Annotated in this window: 28 protein-coding genes and 1 tRNA gene; 11 read left to right on the top strand and 18 right to left on the bottom strand. The window is 55.0% G+C overall.

Annotated features, from left to right (window positions below):
* The first annotated feature begins 1 nt into the window (after window position 1).
* The gene (locus NQT62_RS08540) at window positions 2–460 is read left to right on the top strand and encodes a YaiI/YqxD family protein (protein WP_256764257.1); all 459 of its coding nucleotides are present in this window, start codon (window positions 2–4) and stop codon (window positions 458–460) included.
* 27 nt (window positions 461–487) lie between these two features.
* Here the strand turns inward: NQT62_RS08540 and NQT62_RS08545 are convergent, their stop codons facing one another.
* The 4 genes from NQT62_RS08545 to NQT62_RS08560 form a co-directional block, all read right to left on the bottom strand.
* Window positions 488–1,714, bottom strand: a complete 1,227-nt coding sequence (locus NQT62_RS08545) for an NADH:flavin oxidoreductase/NADH oxidase family protein (RefSeq protein WP_256764258.1) — start codon at window positions 1,712–1,714, stop codon at window positions 488–490.
* A 182-nt stretch (window positions 1,715–1,896) separates the two neighbouring features.
* Entirely contained in the window at window positions 1,897–2,556 is a 660-nt protein-coding gene (locus tag NQT62_RS08550) for a VOC family protein (RefSeq protein ID WP_256764259.1), read from the bottom strand.
* A 10-nt stretch (window positions 2,557–2,566) separates the two neighbouring features.
* Window positions 2,567–3,391, bottom strand: coding sequence for a CmcJ/NvfI family oxidoreductase (locus tag NQT62_RS08555; protein WP_256764260.1), 825 nt, complete (start codon window positions 3,389–3,391; stop codon window positions 2,567–2,569).
* 3 nt (window positions 3,392–3,394) lie between these two features.
* Window positions 3,395–4,333, bottom strand: coding sequence for an alpha/beta fold hydrolase (locus tag NQT62_RS08560; protein WP_256764261.1), 939 nt, complete (start codon window positions 4,331–4,333; stop codon window positions 3,395–3,397).
* A 159-nt stretch (window positions 4,334–4,492) separates the two neighbouring features.
* On the opposite strand from NQT62_RS08560, the gene NQT62_RS08565 reads away from it, so the two are divergent.
* On the top strand, window positions 4,493–5,122 hold the full coding sequence (locus NQT62_RS08565) for a 2-hydroxychromene-2-carboxylate isomerase (protein WP_256764262.1): 630 nt from the start codon (window positions 4,493–4,495) through the stop codon (window positions 5,120–5,122).
* A complete protein-coding gene (locus NQT62_RS08570) occupies window positions 5,119–5,553 on the top strand; it encodes a PaaI family thioesterase (RefSeq protein WP_256764263.1) in 435 nt (144 codons plus the stop codon). Before NQT62_RS08565 ends, NQT62_RS08570 begins: the two co-directional genes overlap by 4 nt.
* A 9-nt stretch (window positions 5,554–5,562) precedes the next feature.
* On the opposite strand, the gene NQT62_RS08575 is transcribed toward NQT62_RS08570, so the two are convergent.
* Window positions 5,563–6,468 carry a LysR substrate-binding domain-containing protein gene (locus tag NQT62_RS08575; protein ID WP_256764264.1) on the bottom strand — a complete coding sequence of 302 codons (906 nt, stop codon included), beginning with the start codon at window positions 6,466–6,468 and terminating at the stop codon, window positions 5,563–5,565.
* A 182-nt stretch (window positions 6,469–6,650) separates the two neighbouring features.
* Entirely contained in the window at window positions 6,651–7,127 is a 477-nt protein-coding gene (locus NQT62_RS08580; protein WP_256764266.1) for a cupin domain-containing protein, read from the bottom strand.
* A gap of 194 nt (window positions 7,128–7,321) precedes the next feature.
* Here NQT62_RS08580 and NQT62_RS08585 point away from each other — a divergent pair, with 194 nt between their 5' ends.
* On the top strand, window positions 7,322–7,960 hold the full coding sequence (locus tag NQT62_RS08585) for an FMN-binding negative transcriptional regulator (protein ID WP_256764268.1): 639 nt from the start codon (window positions 7,322–7,324) through the stop codon (window positions 7,958–7,960).
* A gap of 43 nt (window positions 7,961–8,003) precedes the next feature.
* Here the strand turns inward: NQT62_RS08585 and NQT62_RS08590 are convergent, their stop codons facing one another.
* A complete protein-coding gene (locus tag NQT62_RS08590; RefSeq protein WP_256764269.1) occupies window positions 8,004–8,801 on the bottom strand; it encodes an SDR family NAD(P)-dependent oxidoreductase in 798 nt (265 codons plus the stop codon).
* A 237-nt stretch (window positions 8,802–9,038) separates the two neighbouring features.
* On the opposite strand from NQT62_RS08590, the gene NQT62_RS08595 reads away from it, so the two are divergent.
* Together NQT62_RS08595 and NQT62_RS08600 are read left to right on the top strand one after the other, a co-directional pair.
* Window positions 9,039–9,899 carry an alpha/beta fold hydrolase gene (locus NQT62_RS08595; protein WP_256764270.1) on the top strand — a complete coding sequence of 287 codons (861 nt, stop codon included), beginning with the start codon at window positions 9,039–9,041 and terminating at the stop codon, window positions 9,897–9,899.
* Window positions 9,889–10,500 (top strand): TetR/AcrR family transcriptional regulator, encoded by a 612-nt coding sequence (locus NQT62_RS08600; RefSeq protein ID WP_256764271.1) that lies wholly within the window; start codon window positions 9,889–9,891, stop codon window positions 10,498–10,500. The genes NQT62_RS08595 and NQT62_RS08600 overlap by 11 nt, the downstream gene beginning before the upstream one ends.
* Before the next feature lie 108 nt (window positions 10,501–10,608).
* Here the strand turns inward: NQT62_RS08600 and NQT62_RS08605 are convergent, their stop codons facing one another.
* The 4 genes from NQT62_RS08605 to NQT62_RS08620 form a co-directional block, all read right to left on the bottom strand.
* Window positions 10,609–11,211, bottom strand: a complete 603-nt coding sequence (locus NQT62_RS08605; RefSeq protein ID WP_256764272.1) for a nitroreductase family protein — start codon at window positions 11,209–11,211, stop codon at window positions 10,609–10,611.
* Between the two features lie 49 nt (window positions 11,212–11,260).
* On the bottom strand, window positions 11,261–11,629 hold the full coding sequence (locus NQT62_RS08610; RefSeq protein ID WP_256764273.1) for a hypothetical protein: 369 nt from the start codon (window positions 11,627–11,629) through the stop codon (window positions 11,261–11,263).
* A gap of 17 nt (window positions 11,630–11,646) precedes the next feature.
* Entirely contained in the window at window positions 11,647–12,246 is a 600-nt protein-coding gene (locus NQT62_RS08615) for a peptidoglycan recognition protein family protein (protein ID WP_256764274.1), read from the bottom strand.
* A 113-nt stretch (window positions 12,247–12,359) separates the two neighbouring features.
* Window positions 12,360–13,295, bottom strand: a complete 936-nt coding sequence (locus NQT62_RS08620; protein ID WP_256764275.1) for an NAD-dependent epimerase/dehydratase family protein — start codon at window positions 13,293–13,295, stop codon at window positions 12,360–12,362.
* Between the two features lie 65 nt (window positions 13,296–13,360).
* Between NQT62_RS08620 and NQT62_RS08625 the strand changes: the two genes are divergently transcribed.
* Window positions 13,361–13,513 (top strand): hypothetical protein, encoded by a 153-nt coding sequence (locus NQT62_RS08625; RefSeq protein WP_256764276.1) that lies wholly within the window; start codon window positions 13,361–13,363, stop codon window positions 13,511–13,513.
* 48 nt (window positions 13,514–13,561) lie between these two features.
* Here NQT62_RS08625 and NQT62_RS08630 read toward each other — a convergent pair whose 3' ends face one another.
* The 6 genes from NQT62_RS08630 to acs all read right to left on the bottom strand — a co-directional run bounded on the left by NQT62_RS08630 (window position 13,562) and on the right by acs (window position 19,415).
* A complete protein-coding gene (locus NQT62_RS08630) occupies window positions 13,562–13,921 on the bottom strand; it encodes a hypothetical protein (RefSeq protein ID WP_256764277.1) in 360 nt (119 codons plus the stop codon).
* 76 nt (window positions 13,922–13,997) lie between these two features.
* Complete coding sequence (locus NQT62_RS08635) at window positions 13,998–14,363, bottom strand: HVO_A0114 family putative DNA-binding protein (RefSeq protein ID WP_256764278.1); 366 nt, start codon at window positions 14,361–14,363, stop codon at window positions 13,998–14,000.
* Window positions 14,347–14,646, bottom strand: coding sequence for a toxin-antitoxin system TumE family protein (locus tag NQT62_RS08640; RefSeq protein WP_256764279.1), 300 nt, complete (start codon window positions 14,644–14,646; stop codon window positions 14,347–14,349). Before NQT62_RS08640 ends, NQT62_RS08635 begins: the two co-directional genes overlap by 17 nt.
* Before the next feature lie 546 nt (window positions 14,647–15,192).
* Window positions 15,193–15,283, bottom strand: a tRNA-Ser gene (locus NQT62_RS08645).
* A 43-nt stretch (window positions 15,284–15,326) separates the two neighbouring features.
* On the bottom strand, window positions 15,327–17,390 hold the full coding sequence (locus NQT62_RS08650; protein WP_256764280.1) for a VC_2705 family sodium/solute symporter: 2,064 nt from the start codon (window positions 17,388–17,390) through the stop codon (window positions 15,327–15,329).
* A 39-nt stretch (window positions 17,391–17,429) separates the two neighbouring features.
* Window positions 17,430–19,415 carry an acetate--CoA ligase gene (acs, locus tag NQT62_RS08655; protein ID WP_256764282.1) on the bottom strand — a complete coding sequence of 662 codons (1,986 nt, stop codon included), beginning with the start codon at window positions 19,413–19,415 and terminating at the stop codon, window positions 17,430–17,432.
* A gap of 263 nt (window positions 19,416–19,678) precedes the next feature.
* Between acs and NQT62_RS08660 the strand changes: the two genes are divergently transcribed.
* Window positions 19,679–20,218, top strand: coding sequence for a TIGR00645 family protein (locus NQT62_RS08660; protein WP_256764283.1), 540 nt, complete (start codon window positions 19,679–19,681; stop codon window positions 20,216–20,218).
* Window positions 20,215–21,735 carry a fumarate hydratase gene (locus NQT62_RS08665; protein ID WP_256764284.1) on the top strand — a complete coding sequence of 507 codons (1,521 nt, stop codon included), beginning with the start codon at window positions 20,215–20,217 and terminating at the stop codon, window positions 21,733–21,735. Before NQT62_RS08660 ends, NQT62_RS08665 begins: the two co-directional genes overlap by 4 nt.
* 134 nt (window positions 21,736–21,869) lie before the next feature.
* On the opposite strand, the gene NQT62_RS08670 is transcribed toward NQT62_RS08665, so the two are convergent.
* A complete protein-coding gene (locus NQT62_RS08670; protein WP_256764286.1) occupies window positions 21,870–23,789 on the bottom strand; it encodes a propionate--CoA ligase in 1,920 nt (639 codons plus the stop codon).
* A gap of 207 nt (window positions 23,790–23,996) precedes the next feature.
* On the opposite strand from NQT62_RS08670, the gene NQT62_RS08675 reads away from it, so the two are divergent.
* Both NQT62_RS08675 and NQT62_RS08680 read left to right on the top strand, forming a co-directional pair.
* Entirely contained in the window at window positions 23,997–25,025 is a 1,029-nt protein-coding gene (locus NQT62_RS08675; protein ID WP_256764287.1) for an extracellular solute-binding protein, read from the top strand.
* Window positions 25,026–25,138: 113 nt separating this feature from the next.
* Window positions 25,139–25,810: a TetR/AcrR family transcriptional regulator gene (locus NQT62_RS08680; RefSeq protein WP_256764288.1), complete on the top strand. Its 672-nt coding sequence runs from the start codon at window positions 25,139–25,141 to the stop codon at window positions 25,808–25,810.
* Window positions 25,811–25,862 lie beyond the last annotated feature (52 nt).

The raw sequence follows: 25,862 nt of genomic DNA on the forward strand, positions 1-25,862 counted from the left end.
AATGAGCAGTTTTCAGATTTGGGTGGATGCCGATGCCTGCCCGGTGGCCATCAAGGAAATCCTGTTCCGCGTGGCCGACCGCACCGAGACACCCGTTACCTTGATTGCCAACCAGATGCTGCGCACGCCACCCTCACGGTGGATCAAAGCCATCCAGGTACCCCGAGGTTTTGATGTGGCCGACAAACGGATTGCACAGGAAGCCCAGGCGGGCGATTTGGTGATTACCGCTGACATTCCACTGGCTGCCGAGGTGATTGCCAACGGTGCCACCGTCATCGACCCCCGGGGCGAATTGCTGAGCAAAGCCAACATTGAAGAGCGGTTGACCATGCGCAACTTCATGGACGGCCTGCGCAGCAGCGGTGTGGACACCGGCGGCCCCCCTGCCCTGTCGAATTCAGACCGTCAAGCGTTTGCCAACCAGTTGGACCGCTTGCTGGCCAAGCTCAAGCGGTGAGCCTGACCGTTGATTTGAACCAAGGTTTCAACGTACCCCAGCCCACCGCCGATATTGTCGGGTTCTTAATAAGGTTTCCCACTGCTGCATCAGCAATGCCACCGACGGCAACACCTGCCCATTGGGCAACAAGCCCTTGCCCATGCGGTGAAGCTGGTGCTTAACCATGGCCATGTAGGCCAGCGAAGCCAGCACCTTGTTGTTCCAGGTAATCGGCCGCAATTCGGGCGCTGCGGGCTGACCTGCCTTCCATTGCGCGGGCAAGGCCGGGTTAAGCGCCAATGCAGTGGCAATGCCCACCATGTCAATCCCGCTGTCCAGCACCTGCTCAGCCACTGGCAAGCGGCGAATGCCCCCGGTAACCATGATGGGCACATTGGCCACTTGGGCAATGTCTTTTGCAAATTCCAGAAAATACGCTTCACGCGCCAGGGTGCGCCCATCCCGCGCTTGCCCTTGCATGGCGGGCGCCTCATAGCTGCCACCGGACAATTCAATCAAGTCCAGGCCCAGCGGGTTCAACCATTCAATCACCCGCTTTGCATCGTCTTCGCTAAAACCGCCACGCTGAAAGTCGGCTGAATTGATTTTCACCGACACAGCAAACTGTTTGCCCACACGGCTGCGCACACCCTTCACCACATCGAGCAACAAACGCGCCCGGTTTTCGATCGAACCACCCCACTGGTCTGTGCGCTTGTTGGTGATGGGCGATAAAAACTGGCTCAACAAATAGCCGTGTGCTGCGTGAATTTGTACCCCATCAAAGCCCAACTGCTCGGCCAACACCGCGGTGTTGATGTAGCGGTTTCGCAGGTCTTCGATGTCTGCCTCGCTCAAGGCACGCGGTACCGAAAACCGCTTGGAAAAGCTGCCCATCTCGAGCGCAACCGCGGACGGGGCCACTGTGGTTTGCCCCAGATTGGACTGCATTTGGCGACCCGGGTGGTTGATCTGCATCCACACCTGCGCGCCTTTGGCCTTGGCAGCCTTGGCCCAACGCCTGAACTGCTCGGCATGCGCGTCTGACTCCAGCACCACGCCACCTGGGCCCGTCATGGCCCGGCCATCAATCATCACATTGCCGGTGATCATCAGGCCCACCTCGCCCTCCGCCCACTGGCTGTACAGGCGAATCAACGCCTCTGAAGGCGCATGGTCGGCATTGGCCATGTTCTCTTCCATGGCGGCCTTGGCCAAACGGTTGGGCAGTTGTGTGCCGTTGGGCAACGTCAAAGGTTGGAAGAGTGTCATCCAGGTCTCCAGGGTGTTGATTTCATTCGCCAGGCCCAAACTGTACGCTCAACGGTCAATTGCATGTCAATGGCTTTGTGTCCAAAAAATTCCACTTCCCCATGAAAATCGGCGAACTGATTGAAAGCAAACCCGATGACATGGATTAATTTGGGCATGCTGAATACACATCGGCAAGCCGATCAAGACTGCGGGTGGCCAACCAACACCAAACCCAGCGAGGGAACGCGGTGTTCCACTGCGTTCAAAGACAAAAATCGAATCACCAGCTCGGGCTGCGTCGCCAGGTGCACATGAACCAAACCCGCGTTGACAGCCGTACGCAGCGGTGCGGACAAGGTGTTTATATCTGGCAACCCGATGGATACGCTTTGCATGCCTTGAAAACCCGGTGCATGGGTTCTGGGCTGGGGTGTAGATGCAGATTGCGGCCAACCCAGTGCAAACAACAAGGGTTCATGCAAGGGGTTGTGTTCCGCGAAATGGATCGACTTGCCCTCTGGCAAATAGCTGGGCTGATAAAGCCAACAATCGAATGGCAAAGCTTCCACATCGAAAGCGCTGGGTGCAAAACAAAGCCCGAAGGGATTGGTGCCAGTCTTTCGCCCAAGCCAACGTTCCCAAAGCTGCGTGCGCTGTGTCAATGGCGACGTTGCCTCATTTTTATCGTGTACCCACAAACACTCGAGAAACCCTTGCTCAAAAAATACTCGCCGGTTGGCAGTGCCCTGCCCGGGGTGAACATTCCCACTTCCTTCGCACAGACCAGCGACCAACAGCGCATCCAGTTCTGGGGCACCAGGGTCTGTGAACACCACGACATGATCCAAAACAAACGGCATGGCGCCCTCCTCAATCCAGCCACTGAACGGCACAGCGAAACTCAATGCTGTGACGCAAGGGCTCCAGGGTATCTTTACCATTCCAAAATGCGCTGTGGGGCGTGCTAACCCAGGTGCCAGCACCCGGTGTGGAATCAAAGGTTTTGAAGACCAGGGCCTCATCCACGTCCAAACCATGCACATAACACCAGTGTAATCGCGACGAATCTTTCACCAAATGCATGACACCTGTGCGATCGGCATACACCAATTGGCAGGGCCCGGTGTGCAGCCCTTGCGCTGCCGGCACGCCGATGGCCAAGGGCGGGTTGGTCACCCGGCCATTTAACGGTACCCACACATTCACAATCCACACACGCCCAGCATTCGTATCCCAGGTGGTGTTTCGCTCAATGCAGGCGCGGCCGGAATCGGGGGTGTAATCGCAGTGAGCCAACTGCACCGATTGGGGTGTTGGCATGCGGCTGTCGCGGCCGATGCCCGGTGCTGAGTCCACCGTTTGCACACGCCGCACGGCTGCATCAAACACCTGCACCCGTTGTGCTTGGGTCAATCGTTGCGCAAGGCCCTCAATGGCCTGAACACTGTGACGCTGTGGCAAGTCCGAAGCGTCCAGCACCACTGGCTCAATCGCAGCCCATGTCCAACCGTGCGTGAGCAAACGCGGCCGCTTTGCCCACGGGCGACAATCGGTCACCCACTCCAGCCGTGTGCGAAACGGATTTCGATCTTCGCCCATCACATCACCGGTGAGCATGGACACGGCAGCCGATGCTGCACTCACGCCCAGGTAATGGATGGGGGCCTGCGTGTCCTGCCCAATGTCTGTCTTCATCGCTCAGCTCCGGGAAACGGTGTGTTGAATCAAAGCCGTCAACGCAGCATTGAATGCAGGTGCCTCAGTTACAAACGGAGCGTGCCATGAATCATGAAACACGGTCAGTGTTGCCCCAGGTGCACTCGCTGCCAGCGATCGAGCGGATGGAAGTGGTACCACCGGGTCTTGCTCGCCATGGGCGAACACCAGCGGCACCCGCAGACGCTGCAAGGTGGACTGATGCTCCATGGAGCGACCCAGAACATAACGCCTGACAGGAACCGGTGTGAGCATGGCCATGGCCACCCATCGGCCATAGGCGGTACGGTCCTTGGTGCTGTTTGAAGTCGGTCCGAGATTGTCTGCTGCCAATGCCAATACACCGGCAATCTGCTCAGCCTGAGCGGGTGCAGTCAGGTGCTGAAACCCTGGGTAAGTGGTATAACTCGGGCCGCTTTGTACAATTGCGTCCACCAGCATGACTGCGCGAACACGTTGCTCACCATACAAAGCCAGATAGTCCAACGCCACTGCGGCACCATGGCCATGGGCCACCACGGTAATATCCCGCAAACCCAGTCGGTGAACCACTGCAAAAATATCATCAGCCCAGGGGTTGGCCGACATATATGCCGATGGTTCCATCGGCTTGGATGATTGCCCGTGCCCCCGCAAGTCGAGCGTGATCAAGCGGTAGCCCTGCAGCTCGGGCGCCTGTGTTTGCGCCTGCCACACCTCACCACTTTCGGCCAGGCCATGAATAAACAACACGGGCGGGCCCTGGGGGTTGCCGTATTCGGCAATCGATACGTGAACACCGTTGCCGGAATACACCATGCGCAGTGGCAACGCATCGGTCTTGCAAGCCCCCAGCAGCAAGGCCCCCAACAAGGCCACGGCCAACCACATCCATGGGGCATGTGACTGTGTAACGCGCGGCGGCAAATCAATGGAATACATAACAAGCTCCCGGTGAGGGTCAAATTCGTGACATGTCCACGGTAAAACGCACACCACGATCGCTGTTTGAATTCACTGCATGGGCTCATGAAAACAATTCCACCCGCTGCGCTCCAACCCAGTGAACACTCATGCCACAACAACCCCTAAGGCACTTCCATGCAAAAATCCACACCACCCCGCATCGACCTGTATTTCGACTTTTCCAGCCCGTATTCCTATCTGTCCGTGGCACGGGTTCATCGCATCACACAACCGCTCAACATCACCGTTCGGTTGTTACCCATCGCCTTGGGTGCGATTTTTCAAAAGCTGGGCTGGCAGTCCAGTCCCTTTTTGGCGCAACCTCGGAAACTGGACTACATGTGGACCGATGTGGCACGCCAGGCACGCAAATACCACCTTGAGTTTCGGCAACCCACCCAGTTTCCGGTGGGCAGTATTCAGGCTGCGCGCATTGCCAATGCCTACGCCGATGCTTCCTGGCACGACAGCTTCTGTCTTCAGGTGTTGCGTGCGTATTTTGTACACAACCAGGACATTGCCCAACCCGAAGTGATTTCAAGAATTTTGAGAGGCCTGGACTTGAACCCGGAAGAAACCATGGCCAACGCCAGCGCTGAGGAATCCAAGGGATTGCTGCGCGCGCTTACCGCGCAGGCCGATGCATTGAATGTGTTTGGTGCACCGAGCCTGGTGGTGGGTCAGGAACTGTTTTGGGGTGATGATCGACTGGAAGACGCGGTGGCTTGCTGCCTCAGCAATACCCATGAAAGGCTCACGGTGTGAGCTTTAATACCGAACCAGTATGGGAAACACTGGACCCCACCGCAAGCCCGGTGATGGCCTTGTTTTCGCCCATGCGCCACCGCCATGACCAAGGCAGCGACTGGTATACCTTTCAAGTCAAAGCGCTCCACCTCAACGCTGCAGGCCATTTGCATGGGGGCTTTTTTTGTACAGTGCTGGACCTGGCGATGGGGCATGCTGCCTGGCATTCGGTCGGCCACACGGAACCAATTGAACGCATGGCCACAGTGGCCTTGAATGTATGCATGATGCGCGCTGCCCATCTGCAGGATGAACTGACCCTGCAAGTCGACATTCTACGTACCACGCGGGAATTGGTATTTTTGTCAGCACGCGTGCACTGCGCCACGTTGCTGTTGGCCCAAGGTCAGGCCACATTACATTACCGGTTGAAACATCAACCAGGATGATGGATGTGATCAACTGGCAGCTTGTGCAGCAAGCCAGTTGTACAAGCGTTGAACCTGAGTCTGCTCCAATGCCGCAGGGGAAGCACACACATAAAACTGCTTGCCTGTGTTCAAGGCAAAATCCGACAATTGGACCAGCTTACCGTCTTCCAGTTTGGGTTCCACCAACGCCTTGGGTACCAAGGCAATGCCCTGAGCCAATTCACAGGCTTGCAACAGCAAGTACACGTCGCTGTAAAACGGCCCCCGCTGGGGTTCTTCACAGTCCATGCCTTGTGCTGCAAACCAGTCTCGCCAACTAAAAACCGACTGGCGCAGCAATGTCGCCTTGGGCATGCTGGCCGGTTCCGCAATCCAGGGGTTGACTTTCAAATAGGCAGGACTGCTGACCGCCACCAGGCTTACATCCAAAAAACGCCGTTTGACCAAAGCCGGCCAGTCATCGGCTGTGCCCATGCGCACACCCACATCAGCTTCCCCACCTTTCAGGTTCACATAAGTTCCAGTGATGGAAATTTCCAAATCAATGTTGGGATACTCCCGCTGAAACGCGGTGAGGTAATGGCTCACCAAATGGGAACCCACCATGGGTGGCAAGCTGAGCCGCACGCGCTGCAAAGAACTGACTTGCAAAGTGGCCACCGCTTTCTCCACGGACGCCAGCACCAACTGTACCCCCGGGAGGAAGGCCGCACCCGCAGGGGTCAATGCCGTTTGGCCAGACTGACGCTGAAACAAGGTGGCCCCCAAGCGGCTTTCCAATTGTTGCATGCGGTGACTGATGGCGCTCTGCGTGACCGACAGCTCATCGGCAGCCTTGGAAAAACTGTTATGGCGAGCGATGGCCTCGAATGCAATCAGCTCCTGCAAGCTGGGCAGCTTGCTGGCTGAATATTTCGGCAATCGACTGGGCATGATGTTCTCCCGTCAGGCAGGGCCAGGTTTCTTGGGAAGGGCTGGATTCATGGCACTCCAGGGCGTGGCACTGGCTACAAAAAAGTCTAGCATGGGCTTGTAATCGGCTGGCCATTGGCCTCGTACCGAACTGCGCCGCAAAGGCATTGGCCTGTGTAGGGTTTGCTCATTCCATCCTCCAGTTAAAACGGCGTTCCATCTTTGTGGCTAAACACCCAGACTCCACCCACACATTGGGCCGCCAAATCATCGTCTGGGTAGGTCACCGAATCGCCATCGGTGCGGTCCCCTACTTCCAGATAAATCACATCCTCGGTGCCCTCATTCAGCAGAGTGTGTGCATCGCCCGTGCCTGCTGGAAAACCTGCGCACATTCCCGGGGTCAACACCAGTCGCCCGGCGTCTGTGTGCAAAACCGGGGTACCTTGCACCACATAAATGAACTCATCCTGCAGCGCGTGGGCATGTCGGAATGAGGATGCAGAGCCGGGCGGCAGACGGGTCAGGTTCACGCCAAAATTTTTCAAACCAAAAAAATCACCCAAGGCACGTTTTTCTCGGCCCTGTATGCGTGCATGCAAATTGGGCGGATACACCGACGGCCTGGCGCGCACAGGCACCTCATTGACCCGCACCGCCACAGGTTTCGCAGTTTCCATCACGCGCCTTCAACAGAGTTAAACACCGACCCAGTGTAAATTCCAGCCAAGCAGCGTGGGTGCATTGCAGCATGAATTATTTTTGATAGCCACATGAACACCATCAATGATGTTGCCGCAAGTTCAATCCCTTGCAATACTGGCAGCCAAGGCCACACAACACCAACCGATGAATTGAGGTGCACTGCACTGCCATGTACAACCCCACACCATTTCAGGAAGACCGAGCGCCTGCCCTTGTTGCTCTGATTCGGGACCACCCACTGGCCACCGTGGTGCGGCACAGTGCGGAGGGGCTGAGCGCGGACCACGTGCCCCTGCTGTACAAACCCAATGACAATGGTTTGGGCACATTGATTGGCCACGTCGCCAAAAACAACCCGCTGTGGCAAGTATCAAACAACGAAGAATTGCTGCTGGTGTTTCAGGGGGCCTCCACCTACATATCGCCCAACTGGTATGCCACCAAAGCCGTGCACCACAAGGTGGTGCCCACCTGGAATTACGCGGTGGTGCATGCGCACTGCACCTTACAAGCGGTTCAAGAGCCGGAACAACTGCTGGGCATTTTGACCGAGCTGACGCAACACCATGAAGCCAACCAGCCCAAGCCATGGCAGGTGAAAGATGCGCCAGCAGAATTTACCCACACGCTGCTCAACCACATTGTGGGCATCCGATTGAACATTGTGCGGTGGCAAGGCAAATGGAAAGTGAGCCAAAACCAGCCCGCCGAAAACCGGCAAAGCGTTGTCGAAGGTTTACTGAATAACCCCACCCAAATGCATACCCAGATGGCACACTTGGTGAAGTCCAAAAACGGGGGCGATTAAAGCACACAGGGCCACCCATTGAGCAGCCCCTTGGGGTGTGGGTTCAATTTTCCTTGAATGGGTTCAGGCGATTGCCCAAGTGGTATTGCAGGCTCACCGGCAAAGGCCTAACACTGCTGGCCACCACTTTGTTGACCACACCGGGTACACACACGGGCTTGCCCTTCATGACGGCATTCCAACCCTCACGCACCACTGCATCGGCTTCCTGCCACAACAAGGCAGGCAGTTTGTTGGCTGCGTCCCGGGTGCCCATGGTGTCGTGAAATTCACTGCGCGTAAAACCGGGGCACAGGGCTGTGACATGAATACCCTGGGGCTTCAGTTCCATGTCCAGAGACTGAGAAATACCCAGCACATAACTCTTGATGCCGGTGTACAGCAGGCTTGCGCCGGGTGGCGAGAATGCCGCCAGCGACGACAGGTTAACAATGCGGCCCCAACCGCGTTCCTGCATACCGGGTACAACACGGTGGCAAAGCTCTGTCAGCGCAGTGACCATCAACTGAATTTCGGCTGCCAGTTTGGGCCAAGGGGTGTCAGCAAATGCGGATTTTCCGGAAAGCCCGGCATTGTTGATCAACACATCAATCGCAATACCGTGCGCCTGTGCGTATTCCATGATTTGTGAGGGTGCAGAGGGATCGCTCAGATCAGCGGCCAGCACCGTGCAGCGCACGCCATGTTTTCTGGTGAGTTCGTCTGCAATCTCAGTCAAACGATCCTGGCGGCGTGCGACCAGCAACAGCGAATAGCCCTCGGCGGCGAGGTGACGGGCAAAGGCGGCACCAATGCCTGCAGAGGCGCCTGTGATCAATGCGGTGCGGGAAGTATTGCTCATGCGGTGGATGCTCCAGTGCAGTACAAAAGGAAGTGGTTGTTGATGTTGGCCATTGGTAAGGCCTCCAGCACAACCATTTGACCACCTTACAAGAAAGTGTGTTGACCCAGACCCGCCGAAATGTCGACGCTGCGACATGTTTTGAATGGCCCTTAAGTCAGATTTCCGTCAATTCATTCATTGAAACTTTCCATGATTTAAATATGATAATGATATCGGTATCACTTTTGGATATTCATGAAAGAGCACATTGGCGTTGAATCACCCTTTTTACAAGTGACCGTGGATGGCGTTAACTTGGCCTACAGCGATGAAGGACTGGGTCAACCTGTGATCTGCTTACATGCCACGGCCCAGGGTGGACGAGATTTCATGTACCTCAGATCCAAGCTTCGGTCCATCTCTGGAATCCGCGTCATTGTTCTGGATTGGCCTGGACACGGCAGATCTGGCGATGACCATGAGGCATTTTCCGCAGAACGATGTGAGCGCTTACTCCTGAAATTTTTGGATCAGCTACACATTGATCGCCCGCTGCTGATTGGAAATTCAATTGGAGGCGCTGCTGCCCTTCGCTTTGCACATGCGCACCCAGATCGAGTAAAGGCTGTGGTGGCTTGTAATCCGGGTGGCTTGGCACCGATCAACTGGGTTGCACGCATTTTTTGCTCTTTCATGGCACGAGTAGCCGTTTTAGGTCGGCGAAATTCACCGTTATTCAAACCGATTTTTGGATTGTTTTGCCGCGCCTTATTGCGCGGCCCCGCTGCTGCAGAGCAACGAAAACGCATCATTGCAGCTGGCAAGAACAATGCATTGGTGATGCAGCAGGCATGGGTAAGTTTTATGCAACCCAGTGGAGATATCCGCTGGATGATGCCCGAAATACAGCGCCCAGTCTTGTTCGCCTGGGCGAAGGACGATGCAGTTGTCTCATTAAAGACCAGCAAAGCCGCTATTAAGCGGGTTCCCAATCATTCCTTACAGCTGTTTTCTGGTGGGCACTGCGCCTACCTTGAGGCACCTGATGAGTTTTTTACACACTTGTGTAACTTTCTCGACCGCCTGAGGACTTCTCAACTAGACCATGTCAAATAATCTGATGACTCATCAAAGACGCCGAGACCCCATCGAGACTCGGAAAAGAATACTGAGTGCAGCGTTTCGACTTTTTAACCAACACTTGCTAATCGATTTGAATTCGAACCACATCGCCAAAGAGGCTGGTGTAGCGGTAGGTTCTTTTTATAAATATTTCGATTCAAAAGAATCCGTGTTTCTTGCCTGCTATGCAGACTGGGTGAAAACCGAATGGGATGCCATTCATGCCGTGATTGCAAAACCAGTAAACAAGAAGACTGTTGGGCAGGTTATTTCGCTGCTGCTCGAGGAACATCGCAGAGCATTCATGTTCAGAAAGAATCTGAATGCGTTGTGCATATTGTCTGAACCTGCACAGATAGAACGTGACAGACAGCGTTTGCATCAATGCACATTGATTGCCCAGATGATGCTAACGCAGAAGAATCCGCCCCCTCCTTTGCCACAACTTCAAACTGCGCTAAATACTTGCGAGTTCTTGCTGGATGTGTGGTCGAACAACCGTCAGAAGAACCTGGGCCTCACTGTCAAAGATCTTGAATCTCAGCTCGGTGTAATCATTGATGGTCTTTTACGAGCCCAACCGACGAAACCGTGATGGTGGTCAGAACATTGACGACAACATGCTCAGCGATTTGCCCAAGCGCCAATAAAAAAAAGCGGGAAAACTGATCCCGCTTTTTTTGCACTCCACGGGTCAGCCCGTTTAGAACGTGTTGTTGACCACAACATCATTCAGTGACAACTGGCCAGGCTTTGGCCAGGGCTGCTTGGCGCCCTTGCCAATGGCAACCATCGGCCCCATCACATGGTCTGCGGGCAGGTTGATCAGTTTGGCCACTGCCTCAATGTCAAAGCCAATCATAGGGCAGGAGTCGTAACCCAAGCCCTTTGCAGACAACATCAGGGTTTGCATGGCCATGCCGATCGAACGTTGTGCTTCATCGCGCTGCAGCCATTCGCGGCCATCGTGGAATGGGCCCATCCAGCCGACCAACAGGTCTGCCACTTCCTTGGGCGCCTTTTCCCAATAACGCGCTGGGTTTTTCTGCCAGGCTTTGGTGTCAGCTGTCATGATGACCAGCAACGATGCGTCCGTGATTTGCGCTTGGTCATTGCCCAACTTGCGCATTTCCTGACGCAACGCTTTGTCGCGAACCACGACAAAACGCCAGTGTTGGATATTGAAGCTGGTTGGGGCTTGAATGGCGGCTTCCAGCATTTTGGTTTCATCCGCAGCGGGAATCACAAACTCCGGATCAAAGCCCTTGATGGCGCGGCGCTGGTAAATTGCATCAAACAAATCCATGTGCATTGCTCCTTGGTTACTGCAACAAGAACCGCCAGTGTAACCTCTGCTATTGCGCAAACAAAGGCGCTTGGCAGTTTTTACACAAGCGGTACTCTGCCTTGCCATCCGCCCAAACCAGCAGTATTCGCCCGGTGCGGTCCAAGGTCCAGGTGCCTGTTTTTCCATGCCAGCTTAAAGTGCCATTGGCACTGCAGTTGGAGGCATCCAAATCATGGGCATAGGCTCGCTCACTCACCAGCGTCGACTCGGCAATCGCTGCCTTCGCAACCGCTGCATCCACTGTAAAGGTCGAACACTCCTCGGCTGTTTCGTCGGTGGAAATCAACTGGGTCAGTACGCCTGTTTTGCTCACCATCAATTGAATGGCCTGTGGATGAGCTTGCAATCCGGCACATGACGATAGAAGCAGCGTCACGACCATAAACCTTAAGCTCACCATGTTGCACCTGCTGCTTCCGTTGCATTTTTATAAGACACGGTGGGGTGTCTGAAAATTTCTTGTGTCGATATTCCCAACTTTGACGTCAACACACGGACAAGCCAAGCCAAACTGTCCTTTTGTGCAACAGTGAGCTCCTCGTACACACGCTTGTCTGGATTGGGTTCATTTAAAGGAAGAGCTTGCCCCACAATTTCAATACCGATCGAATCTTCATTGGATGGGTATCTGTTCGGCACTGATTTTTGAAGCTCCCTCCGATGAGTACCCGTCGGATTAAAACGTTTGGCAATTGGCATCTCAGAGGCGCTACAGCTTAACTCAGCAAGGCATCGAGAACGCAGCTTACCGACGTGCCAAGTTTGCTGAAAAAGGGACGCAGTCTGATAGATGGTTCCATCTTTGTCGATGAGCAAATGGGCTCCCGCCGCGCCGTTTCGGTAACTGTTGAATGACCCTTCAGCTGATGATGAGTCCGTTTGATGAACAATGATGCCCTTGATGGTTCTCATCGAGCCTTTTTCTATTTGATGAAATACGCGAACAATAATCCGTTCGTCGACAATGAGTCCAAGGTGGTTGATGTTAATCATGGGTTTGATTGCTTAAATACAAACCCCCAACTTAGCAAATGGGGAGAAAGAGGATCAAATCATGATCCCATTCTGCAACACTCCACTATCCCCTGCCGCGCTTATCTTGCCCATCACGCAGGCTCACGACACATCTCAAGCCCCCGCTCAATCGGCGTCACTTCAAACGCTGGAAACCGCTGCTTGAATTTGCTGGAATCAAACAAATTGTCCACAGCATACCGGGGCAACAATTCCACAGCATCGCAAATGCGCTGGTTAAAAAGCCCGGCCAACACCAGTTGCCATTTCTTCACCACGGTGTACTGCGGCTTTGCACCAAACACCTTGGCGGCCAATTGAACAAACTCTCGATAGGTCAGCCTGTTGTCGTCGCAGGGCAGGTGCCAGGTCTGTCCAAAGGCATCGGGCGTATTGCCCAGCAAGGCCATGGCTCGGCTGGCGTCGGGTGTAAAAATCAGTGTCCGCAACGTGTCGTCTGCCAAAAATACTTTGGCTTTTTTACCGGCCTTCAACGGCTCAATCACGGTGGTGTTGGTAATACTTTGCGTCAGCCCAGGCCCGTAAAACTCGGGGGCTCTGCATATCAGCGCTTGCACCCTGCCCGTTTGCATGGCCTGCAATAGGTCATTCGCAATTTCGGCCCGCACCTGTCCTTTCAGGCCGTTGGGCTCAAAGCGGCAGGCCTCGGTTTGCACCTCACCGGTTTGTGGGTACATGTAGGTGTTGTCAAAGAACACCAACTTCGCCTTGTGCTGCTCACAGGCGGCAATCACGTTGTGCATCATCACGGGCCATTGGTCCATCCACAGTTGTGTGTTCATGGGCAGACCCACGGTGAGGTACACCACGCTCGCCCCCTCAACGGCCTTTGCTGTTTGCACAGCATCCATCAAGTCGGCAGGCATTAATTCGTCGGTGCCATTCACCTGCTTCGGGTTGCGGCTCACCAATCGAATAGTTTCATGTGTTGTGCTGGTGAAATCGCGGCGCAGGCTTCGTGCCAATTCACGGCCAATTTGGCCATTGGCACCCAAGATGGTTTGCATGGGGGTGTCCCTTCCTCGTTCGTTCTTGTTATGGGTAAATCCGCATTCTTGATTGTGACGGGTAAATGGATGATCCAAACGGATCAAAAACCGAAATCATCGAATATGTGATTGATAGGATGGGCAGATTCAGTAGCGGTCCGGCGACGATTGCTAACGCACAAACCAAGCAACAAGGGGCGCTTGGGCTATTGATGTATTTTGATTTTTCAGGGTGAGAATTTACCTAGACGGAAAACCCCGATTGAAGATCGTTCAATAAGTCTTCAGCAGATACTGCCGGGAATCAATTTTCCTTTTTTAAGGTCGATTCCAATATAGCAAATATAGCCATCTTGCTGCGTGTACGTACAAGCGATTGACCCGTCAGACTTCATGCGATAGCGACTGCCAGGGTCCTGCAAACACACATCTTTTAAATCACTACCAAGCTGGTTGAAAATATCTTCAGCAGCCTGATTGGAAATTTCGATGGATATTTTTGTGTCTTTTTTCGTAGGTTTCACGGGATCACCCAATGAGCCTGAATAAAGCATGTATTGGGAGTCCATTTTCTTGAATTCTTGTGCCACTGCTGAACTCACCGACAACAACGCGATGCAACCAATATAAATCAAGCGATTCATGCGCTTACCTCAATGAAAGGGCTGAAAAGCTGTACGGCGCCATCCGTTAAATCGAGGCCGTTGTACCTCAGTTGGCTCAGTGACTAGCCTCAGACAAAGTGAGACGAATTTCTACGCTATCAAAAGGAACAAATACCTTTTTGGTGTCTTCTGTTCTCAGCACAAGGCCTAGCTCAATCAACTTATTGATATCACTGTGCACATTTGAATAATTCCGCCCAACCAGTTTGGCCAAGGCGTAGATCGACTGTTCACCCACTTTCCGCAGGTCCTCAAGCAACGCAATTCTCGCTGTGCTCAATTCGCTCAGCAGCAGCTTGGATGATTCGAATGACAGATGATAGTTGCCACGCGCCGCTTTACCCGAATCGACCTGACGAGCTGTTTTCAGAAGGCTATTCAGCAAACCGCCTTTCGGACTTACATCAATGATCGCTTTCATGGTCACTACCCCAAGCTTGAATATCGTGCTGAAAATCCGTCAGCAACGTTTCCAAATTACGAAACCGATAGGGGAACTCTTGACCATCTACATGGCGATGATCCCCCTTTCCCAACTCATTGTCATATCGAATTCTGCACACGCCGGGCAATCCGTAATACAACCGATATTTAAAGGAATGTATACAAGGCTCAAGGCGGGCGGGTAGCTTCCACACAACCACTTCGACAATCGTTCCGTCTTCTCGAATCTCCTTCGCCTTGAGAACTGGAATTGCTTTCATATATTGTATACAAACAATATATTGCTCGCAAGCAATATATTGTCCATGAAATATCCACTGAATTGATGATGACCATTGGTAACCATCTCACAGCAAAGATTCCACCCAAACAATCATATTCGTGGTGATTCAAGGATCAATTGAACCCTTTAGAAACCTATATTTTGTACAACAAACAATTCTTTCTGGCAGCCCGCCTGACCAGCACAACATCCCTAACAACCAATCAAGACGCGCCCAACTGCAAGCAAAACATCCAGATTCGATTCAAAGGGCTTGAGCCCACATCGGCTTACATCGCGAGGGGTAATAATGGGCAATACGCCCTACGCTATTGCAATGTGTTTGTTGAATAGTTGGTAAACAAGGTGAAGGACGCCACCCCTGCGTGCCGCTGCCGCGTCACTGGGCGTGTCGATTCTCCCGGCTTTTCGCTGGCAGGCGAAAAGCTTCGAATCCCCCCGCGAAGTCCGCAGGGACTTCGCTTCTTCTCCGCCGGAAATGCAAAAGGCCCGGTCATTTGACTGGGCCTTTTGAGGAATGCGGTGGCGGAGAGAGGGGGATTCGAACCCCCGATAGGCTATTAACCTATACACGCTTTCCAGGCGTGCGACTTAAACCACTCATCCATCTCTCCGCGTGGTAAGCCCGCAAGTATAGCAAACTTTTCCCGAAAAGCGCTATAGCTCCCGGGTTTCGAGGGTTCGCTCGGGTGTGCGCAGGGTGACAATCATCTCGGGCATTTCCCGCTTGTGGCCGTCAATGGTTGAGCCCAGCACCATGGCCAGTGCGCTCAAGGGCACGGTGATGGCGCCCGAGGCCACGCCGCTCAAGCCCAAGAGGGAAACCGGGTCGGCATTGAAAAACCCCATAAAACTGCTGTTGGACAAGGCCAAATACGTGGCCGAGGTGCAAAACCCGGTGCCCATGGCCCACAAGGCGCCCTTTCGGGTGGCCCTACTCCAGAAAATACCGGCCACCAGCGGCACAAACAGGCTGGAGGCCGCCAGTGCAAAGGCCGCCCCCACCAGCAGCACAATATTGCCGGGCTGCAGGCTGGTCACCCAAGCGGCCAGCAAGGCGGCTGTCATCAGGGCAATTTTCGACATGGTGACGCGCCGTTGCGAAGTGGCTTCGGGGTCCAGCATTTTGTAGTACAGGTCATGCGACAGCGAGGCGGCAATGGCCATCAACAAGCCATCGGCTGTGGACAGCGCCGCAGCCAATCCACCCGCTGCAATCAAGCCTGAAAGGAAAAACGGCAGGCCCGCAATCTCGGGCGTCACCAGCACAATGATGTCGGGGCTGAGGCTGATTTCAGCAAACTGCACAATGCCGTCCTGGTTAATGTCCTGAATGGCTGCAAGGCCGGGGGTGATGCGACTCCAGGCTGCCATCCAGTTGGGCACATCGGCATAGTTCAGCCCCACCACATTGTCGTACACCACCACTTTGGCAATCACCGACAACCAGGGCGAGGCCAGGTACACCAGCAAAATACAACCCAGGGCCACCACCACGGACCACCGGGTTTGCGACGCATTGGGCGTGGTAAAAAACCGCACAATGATGTGCGGTAAGGCCACGGTGCCGCACATCAGGGTAAAGGCCACTGCCAGAAAACTGAAGGCGGCAGACCAGTCGGTGGGCTTGCCTTTGTCCACATTCACACCAAAATGCGGCACGCTGGTTTTAACCTTTTCAAGCAACCGTTGGCGTTCTTGTGACCACCGTTTGCGGGCCTCTTTCACATCCTTGGGGTAGTCGTTCAGCACCCGCTCAGCAGTCTTGATTTCCTGAAATGTCGAGCCATCGTAACGGGCCAGTTCCAGGTTTTTGCGGCGGGCTTCATAGCCTTCCACCCACGAGGTGGGCAAGGCGTCGATCAGCAATTCATACCGCTGTGCCTCATGCAGGTACATGCGGCGCACATCGGCTTCTTTGGGGTCGTTCAGAATGCGCTGTTCCTGAATGCGCACATACTCGGCAAAGCCCACTTTTTGGCCCTGCTCCGCATCATGCTTAGGGTTTCGACTGGAAAACATCATCAGCGATCCAATCATCAACAACATGGTGATGATCATCACGATGCATTGGGCCACTGCCGTCCAGGTGACTGCGCGCATACCCCCCAAAAACGAGCACACCAGCACACCGGCCAAACCGAAAAATACGCCGATGCCAAACTCCACACCGGCAAAACGTGAGGTAATGAGCCCCACCGCATAAATTTGCGCAATCACATAGACAAATGAAATGGCGATGGTCACGCCGATACAGAACAGGCGGACCACTCGCCCTTCATCCTCGCCGCTGTAGCGTTCGGCCAGAAAATCGCCCACGGTGTAGTACGAAAACTTGCGCAGGTAAGGCGCCACCAACAGGGCGATCAACACAAAACCGCCCGTCCAACCCACCAGCAATGCCAGCGCTTCGAAGCCGCTGTAAAACAGCGTGCCGGCCACACCCAAAAAGGATGCGGCACTCATCCAGTCGGCAGCGGTGGCCATGCCGTTGTAGATGCCCGGCACGGTGCGCGAGGCAACGAAGTATTCATGAATGTCGCTGGTGCGGCTTAGCAAGCCAATCACGGCATAAGCGCCCAGCGTGGCAAAAATGAAGTAGTACCCAATCCATTGGCGCGCCACGCCATACAACTCCATGACGGCGGCGCTGCCAATGCACACCATGAACGCGAGCGTGAGCACCGCAAAAAAGCGGGTCAAGCTCAGCGTGAAGCTCATGGTGTGGCGGTGCTCTCAGCGGTAATCAGTGGTGTTCACTCAGTTCGCTTTGCCCAATTGGTCCAGAATCGCCGGGTTCTCCAGGGTGGAGGTGTCCTGCGTAATCTGCTCACCCTTGGCCAGGCTGCGCAGCAAGCGGCGCATGATTTTTCCGGATCGGGTTTTGGGCAGGTTGTCGCCGAAGCGGATTTCCTTGGGTTTGGCAATCGGGCCAATGTCCTTGCCCACCCAGCCTTTCAGCTCATTGGCCAGTTTGGCGCGCAGTTCATCGTCCGCCGGACGGTCGCCCTTCAACACCACAAAGGCCACAATCGCTTCACCAGTCAGGTCGTCCGGGCGGCCCACCACGGCAGCCTCGGCCACCAGTTCGTTGGCCACCAGCGAGCTTTCAATTTCCATGGTACCCATGCGGTGTCCCGACACGTTCAGCACGTCGTCAATGCGGCCCATGATGGTGAAGTTGCCATTGTCTTTGTCGCGCACAGCGCCGTCACCGGCCAGGTACAGCTTGCCACCCAATTCTTCGGGGAAGTAGCTTTTCTTGAAACGGTCGGGGTCGCCCCAAATGGTGCGAATCATCGAGGGCCATGGGCGCTTGACCACCAGAATGCCACCCTGCCCGTTGGGCAGGTCGCCACCAGTTTCATCCACCACCGCAGCCATAATGCCAGGCAACGGCAATGTGCATGAACCGGGCACCAGCGGTGTGGCACCGGGCAGCGGCGTGATCATGTGGCCGCCGGTTTCGGTTTGCCAGAAGGTGTCCACAATCGGGCAACGCTCACCGCCCACGTTTTTGTAGTACCACATCCAGGCCTCTGGGTTAATAGGCTCACCAACTGAGCCCATCAAACGCAGGCTGGACAAGTCGTAGCTCTTGGGGTGCACTTTCTCATCGGCTTCCGAAGCCTTGATGAGCGAGCGAATGGCCGTGGGTGCCGTGTAGAAAATGGTCGCCTTGTGGCGGGCAATCATGTCCCAGAAGCGGCCAGCATTCGGGAATGTGGGCACGCCTTCAAACACAATCTGTGTGGCACCGGCAGCCAGTGGGCCGTAGGTGATGTAGCTGTGGCCAGTCACCCAACCGATGTCGGCTGTGCACCAAAACACATCGTTGGGTTTCAAGTCGAAAGTCCACTTCATGGTGAGCAGCGCCCACAGCAAATAACCTGCAGAGCTGTGCTGCACGCCCTTGGGCTTACCGGTTGAGCCCGATGTGTACAGAATAAACAAGGGGTGTTCGGAATCGACCATCACTGGTGCACACTGGTCACTCTGTTTCCCGGCAAGTTCGTGCATGTACACATCACGGCCAGCTTGCATGCCCACATCGGCACCCGTGCGTTTGTACACAATCACGTTCTTCACGGCTTCGCAGCCGCCCAGGCTCAGGGCCTCGTCCACAATGGTTTTCAGGGGCAGTTGCTTGCCACCGCGCACTTGCTGGTCAGCGGTAATCACCGCCACAGCGCCGGTGTCCACAATTCGGTCTTGCAAGGCCTTGGCAGAGAAGCCACCAAACACCACCGAGTGAATGGCACCAATGCGCGCACAGGCGTGCATGGCCGCCACGCCTTCAATGCTCATGGGCATGTAAATCACCACGCGGTCGCCCTTGTTCACGCCCAGGCTTTTCAGGCCGTTGGCCAGTTTGTTCACTCGGGTCAGCAATTCCTTGTAGGTCACCTTGGTGACTTCGCCGCCATCGGCTTCGAAAATAATGGCAACCTTGTCGCCCAAACCTGCATCAATGTTTTTTTCAAGGCAGTTGGCCGACACATTCAACTCACCACCAGTGAACCACTTGTAGAACGGCGCGTTCGTCTCATCCAGCACTTGGGTAAAGGGCTTGGAGAACTTCAGGTTCTCGTTGGCCAGGCGACCCCAAAAACCAGTGAAGTCACGCTCTGCTTCGTCGCACAGGGCCTTGTAGGCCGCCATGCCACTGATGTTGGCCTGGCGCTTGAATTCTTCGCTGGGGTTGAACACACGGGTCTCGTGTGAGACTGACTGAATTGCTGACATCCTGTCCTCCAAGGGGGTTGTTTTTTAATCTGTTGAATGTGGCAGCGCGCACAAAAAAGCCGGCTTGCAGCGGTGCCCAGATTGATTGATATCGTTCAACAATAGGCAAACGCTCTTACTGTCACCTTACACACCGCCGCTGCACAGCAAAACATGTTCCACACCGCCAAGTGCTTGATAGAAAGCCAATTCAGCACAGCGCGGTCTGCTATCATGTGGCACCACTTCATTCACATATTGCTGCACTGCACACTTGCTACAAAATGGAACAGAGACATCACCGCCCCCCTGCCCTAGCCCGCCTCATGTTTGCCAGCCGCTGGCTGCAATTGCCCTTGTACCTGGGCCTCATCGTGGCGCAAATTGTGTACGTGTACCACTTCCTGATCGAGTTGTGGCACCTGGTGGGTGGTGCAGCCACCCACACGCTGGATGAAACCGGCATCATGCTGATTGTGTTGGCCCTCATCGACGTGGTCATGATTTCCAACCTGCTGATCATGGTCACCATTGGCGGCTATGAAACATTCGTGAGCCGCATGCACCTGGAGGGCCACCCCGACCAGCCCGAGTGGCTGGACCATGTGAATGCCTCGGTGCTGAAAGTCAAACTCGCCATGGCCATCATTGGTATTTCGTCCATCCACTTGCTGAAAACATTCATCAACGCCCAGCAGTACGATGTGAAAACCCTGGTGGCGCAAGGCTCCATCCATGTGATTTTCCTGCTATCGGCCATCGCGATTGCGTACTGTGACAAACTGATTTCCCAACCCCATTCTTCGCCGGAGTCCCACTCATGAGCACCATCAAGCAAGAGGATTTCATCGCCTCCATCGCCGACGCGTTCCAGTACATCTCCTACTACCACCCACTGGACTACATCCAGGCGCTGGGCAAAGCGTATGAGCGTGAAGAAAGCCCGGCGGCCAAAGATGCCATTGCGCAAATCCTGACCAACAGCCGCATGTGCGCCGAAGGCAAGCGCCCCATTTGCCAGGACACAGGGATTGCCGTGGTGTTCCTGAAAGTGGGCATGAATGTGAAGTGGGACAGCACCCTGAGCGTGGCCGACATGGTCAATGAAGGTGTGCGCCGCGCTTACCTGCACCCGGACAACAAACTACGCGCCTCCATACTACTTGACCCTGCAGGTAAGCGCACCAACTCCAAAGACAACACCCCGGCCGTGATTCACTATGAAATTGTTCCCGGCGATGGTGTTGAAGTGATTTGCGCTGCCAAGGGTGGTGGCTCTGAGAACAAGGCCAAGATGGTCATGCTCAACCCATCCGACTCGATTGTGGACTGGGTGCTGAAAACTTTACCCACCATGGGCGCGGGCTGGTGTCCGCCCGGCATTTTGGGGATTGGCATTGGCGGCACACCCGAGAAAGCCATGCTGATGGCCAAGGAAAGCCTAATGCAGCCCGTGGATATTTTTGAGCTGATTGAACGTGGACCCAAAAACCGTGCTGAGGAACTGCGCCTTGAACTGTACGACAAGGTGAACGCCTTGGGTATTGGTGCGCAGGGACTGGGTGGGCTGACCACGGTTCTGGATGTGAAGATCATGGACTACCCAACCCATGCCGCCAGCCTACCCGTGGCCATGATCCCCAACTGCGCAGCCACCCGCCATGTGCATTTCCACCTGCATGGCGATGGGCCGGCACACCTGGAAACGCCCAAACTGGAAGATTGGCCCGATGTGCATTGGATGCCGGACACGGAGCGTTCAAAGCGCGTCAACCTCGACACATTGACCGCCGACGAAGTGGCCAGCTGGAAGCCCGGCCAAACCCTGCTACTGAACGGAAAAATGCTGACTGGCCGGGATGCTGCCCACAAGCGCATTGCCGACATGTTGGCCAAGGGCGAAAAACTGCCCGTGGACTTCACCAACCGCGTGATTTATTACGTGGGCCCAGTCGACCCCGTGCGCGACGAAGCCGTCGGCCCTGCCGGCCCCACCACAGCCACCCGCATGGACAAATTCACCCGCATGATGCTGGAAAAAACCGGCCTGATCGCCATGGTGGGCAAGGCCGAGCGTGGCCCGGTGGCCATTGAAGCCATTCGCGACAACAAGTCGGCGTACCTGATGGCCGTGGGTGGCGCAGCTTACCTGGTGTCCAAGGCCATTACCCAAGCCCGTGTGGTGGGTTTTGAAGACCTCGGCATGGAAGCCATTTATGAATTCGAAATCAAGGACATGCCCGTGACGGTGGCCGTGGACAGCTCAGGCATTTCCGTGCACAACACCGGCCCCAAAGAGTGGCAAGCCAAGATCGGGAAAATTCCAGTCTCTGTGGCTTAAGCTATTGACGGCCGATGCCGGCCTTGGGCTGACTATACTCAGCCCAATCAAAAAAAGGCCTCTGCAAGCAAATTGCAGAGGCCTTTCAATTGATGCGGCCCGGAAAGAACCACATCACCCCAAACTGGTTATCTTCAGTGGACCACGGCCGACTTGATTTGTTCCAGTGCAGCCGGGTCTTCAATCGTCGTCATGTCACCTGGGTCACGTCCCTCGCAAATGGCCTGAATGGACCGCCGCAGCAATTTGCCCGAGCGGGTTTTGGGCAACACATTCACAAAATGCACACGGGCCGGTCGGGCCACTGCACCCAACTGCGAATCCACCACTTTCATGATATCCGCTTCCAGGGCTTTTGCCTTCTCAGGGCTTTCCATAACATCCGAGGTTTTAAGAATCGCAAAGGCCATGGCCACCTGCCCTTTGAGCTGATCGGCCACACCCACCACCGCCACCTCCGCCACAGCAGGATGGGATGAAATGCTTTCCTCAATTTCACGGGTCCCCAAGCGGTGACCAGCCACGTTGATCACATCGTCGGTGCGGCCCAAAATGAAGAAGTAACCATCCTCATCCCGAATGCCCCAGTCGAAGGTGGAATAAACCTGCCGAGGCTTGAAGCTAGACCAATAGGTTTTGACAAAGCGTTCGTCATCGCCCCACACGGTTTGCATGCAACCTGGTGGCAATGGCCCTTCAATGGCCACCACGCCTTTTTCATTCACCTTGCAGGGCTGTGCAGTGGTCTCATCCAGCACATTCACATTGAAGCCAAACACCGGCACACCGGGGCTGCCAAACTTGGGGTCCATGTCTTCAATGCCGCGCTGCACACACAAAATCGGCCAGCCGGTTTCGGTTTGCCAATAGTTGTCGATGATGGGTTTCTGCAGTGCATCCGAAATCCACTGCGCGGTGGTTTCGTCCAGCGGCTCGCCCGCCAAAAACAAAGCCTTCAGGCTGCTTAAGTTGTACTTGCGCAGCAGGCTTTGGTCCTGTTTTTTCAACACGCGAACAGCCGTGGGTGCCGAGAACATCACCGACACCTGGTGGTCTTGCACAATCTTCCACCAAATGCCGGCATCCGGCCGAATGGGCACACCTTCATAAAACACCGTACCCATGCCCGCCATCAATGGGCCGTACACAATGTAACTGTGGCCCACCACCCAACCAATGTCACTGGTGGCAAAAAAGTTTTTGCCGGCCTCACCCAGAAACACATGCTTCATGGACGCGGCCAACGCCACCGCATAGCCCCCGACATCCCGCTGCACCCCTTTGGGTTTGCCAGTGGTGCCGCTGGTGTAAAGGATGTAACTGATGTCGGTGGACTTCAGCCAGGTCACCGGCACTTGCGCATCTTTCAACTGGACATGCAAGCTGGCGTAGTCTTCATCGCGGCCGGCCACCGACTGAAATGCCGACAGCCCCCGGTTCACCATCAACACCTTGGCTGGTTTGTGTGATGCTCGCTCGATCGCCTCGTCCAGCAGTGGTTTGTAAGCCACCACTTTGCCAGCCCGGCTACCGGCATCGGCGGAAACAATCACTGTGGGCTTCGCGTCGTCAATGCGCGAGGCGAGGCTGTGTGAGGCAAACCCCCCAAACACCACCGAGTGGATGGCACCAATGCGCGCGCAGGCCAGCATGGCAAAGGCGGCTTGCGGAATCATCGGCATGTAGATCAGCACGCGGTCGCCTTTCTTCACACCCAGCTTTTGCAACATGGCGGCTGCAATTTGCACTTCGCGGTGTAATTCACGGAAGGTGTAGGTGCGCTCTTGGTCAACCTCGGTGGACACATAAATCAATGCAGCCTGGTCGGCACGCTCTGCCAAATGGCGGTCCACCGCGTTGTAGCAGAGGTTGGTTTCACCGCCCACATACCAAGCCGCAAACGGGGGGCGGGAATCGTCCAGCACCTTGTCAAATGGCTTGTGCCAGTCAATCAATTCGGCTTGGCGGGCCCAAAAGCCTTTGGGGTTGCGGATGGATTCCTCGTACAGGTTTTGATAAGCGCCCGAGGACTGATACTTCTTGTTTGAACTCACAGCCTTGTCTCCGTGTGTTGTGTCAGGGATGCAAACCCTTGTGTGTTGACCCACTGTAGAAAGTGGCCCTTACGACACTCTGACGCGATATTTCGTGTATTCTAGTAAATAGGAATGCTTCTTGTTTACATCTCGATTACCGAGCGATAAACTTCCGGCGTGAAGCGACCTCTTTTACATTGTTAAACCCCAATCATGAGAGTCTCCATGAACCTGTCACTGAAACGATTGATGGCCCTGTCTGCACTGGGCTTGCTAAGCGCCACTGCGCACGCCGAAGAGAAGGTGCTAAACCTCTACTCTGCCCGCCACTACGCCACCGATGAAGCCTTGTACAGCGACTTCACCAAGCAAACCGGCATCACCATCAAACGGCTGGACCTGGGCGACGAAGCCCTGTTGGAGCGGCTGCGAAACGAAGGCCCCCGCAGCCCGGCCGATGTGGTGTTGCTGGTGGACGCCGCGCGCCTATCCACAGCGCAAGACCAGGGCTTGTTCCAACCTGTGAAGTCCAAGGTATTGGCTGACCGCATTCCCGCCCAATACACCGGCAAAGACGGCTTGTGGTACGCCTTTTCTGCCCGCAGCCGCGCCATTGTGTACAACAAAGCCAGCATCGATCCCAACTCGGTGCAAACCTACGACGATCTGGCCAAGCCGGCACTCAAAGGCAAAGTGTGCACCCGCAGCGGTGCTCACCCTTACATGCTGAGCCTGGTGAGCAGCCTGGTGGCCAATCAGGGCGAAAAAGCGGCCACAGACTGGGCCAACGGCATGGTGGCCAACATGGCCCGCAGCCCAAAAGGTGGCGACACGGATCAAATTCGGGCCGTGGCCAGTGGTGAATGTGGTGTGGCACTGACCAACACCTATTACTGGGTTCGCCTGTTGAATTCCGACAAACCGGAAGACAAGGACGTGGTGTCCAAAGTCGGCTTTATTTGGCCCAACCAGAAAACCACTGGTGCGCACATGAATGTGTCAGGCGGCGCTGTGGCGGCCAATGCCCCCAACAAGGCCAATGCGGTGAAGTTTTTGGAATACCTGGCCAGCGACACCGCACAAAAATACTTTGCCAATGGCAACAACGAATGGCCAGTGGCAAAAGGTGTGAAGCTCGACAACCCTGGGCTTGAATCCCTGGGCCCATTCAAAGCCGACGTAACACCCGCCAAAACATTGGCGGCCAATACGGCCGTTTCACAACGCATCATGGACAAGGCCGGGTACAAATAAACCCGGCCTTTACTGAGTACCCTCCCCCTGCCCCGCACTTGCGGGGCACATTTTTTACAATTGTGCTGGAAGCTTGTTACACTGCCAGCAACAATGTAACTCACGAGTAATTTGTGAAGAAATCCACCGACCCAAAAAAGACGGCATCCAACAGTGCCGCGGGTGCGTCGGCCAAACGCCTGGGTACCCGCAAGGTGCCCAAAGAGCAGCGGATGGAACAAATTCTGGAGGTGGCGGGTGCGGTGTTTTCCAAACACGGCTTCCACTCCACCAGCATGGAAGAGATTGCAGAGGGGGCCGGCGTTACCAAACCCCTGCTGTACCGCTACTTCGGTTCCAAAGATGCTTTGTATCTGGCCACCATCACGCAAGTGGGCAACCATTTGATGTCAGGCCTTAGCCTGCTCATGGCCAATCCCAATGCCACGGAACGCCTCAAGCACATCATGCTGAGCTTCCTCACCTTTGTGGAACGCCACCGGGACGGCTGGTCTGTGTTGTACAACGAGGCTTTGACCAGTGTTGGCCCGGTGGGTGAGAAAGTGACCTTCTTTCGCAACAGCTTTATTGAAGCGGCCGCCCGCACGATAGAAGAAATGAAGGGTGCACGAAAAACGGGCGACACCACACACGGCGCGGTGGGCATACAAGCCATGGCCATGGCCAGTGTCATGGTGGGCGCGGTGGAAGCGGGCGCACGCTGGTGGATTCAACACCCGGAAATTCCCATCCGCGACATGCAAGTGCTGATAGAAAAAATGCTGGTGCCCGGCTTGGCAGACTGAATAAAAAAACCACCGCCTTGTGAGCGGTGGTTTTACTTTGAGGGTGTTCGAA

Origin of the sequence: Limnobacter humi (genome assembly GCF_024518835.1) — a bacterium.
GTDB classification, from domain to species: domain Bacteria; phylum Pseudomonadota; class Gammaproteobacteria; order Burkholderiales; family Burkholderiaceae_B; genus Limnobacter; species Limnobacter humi.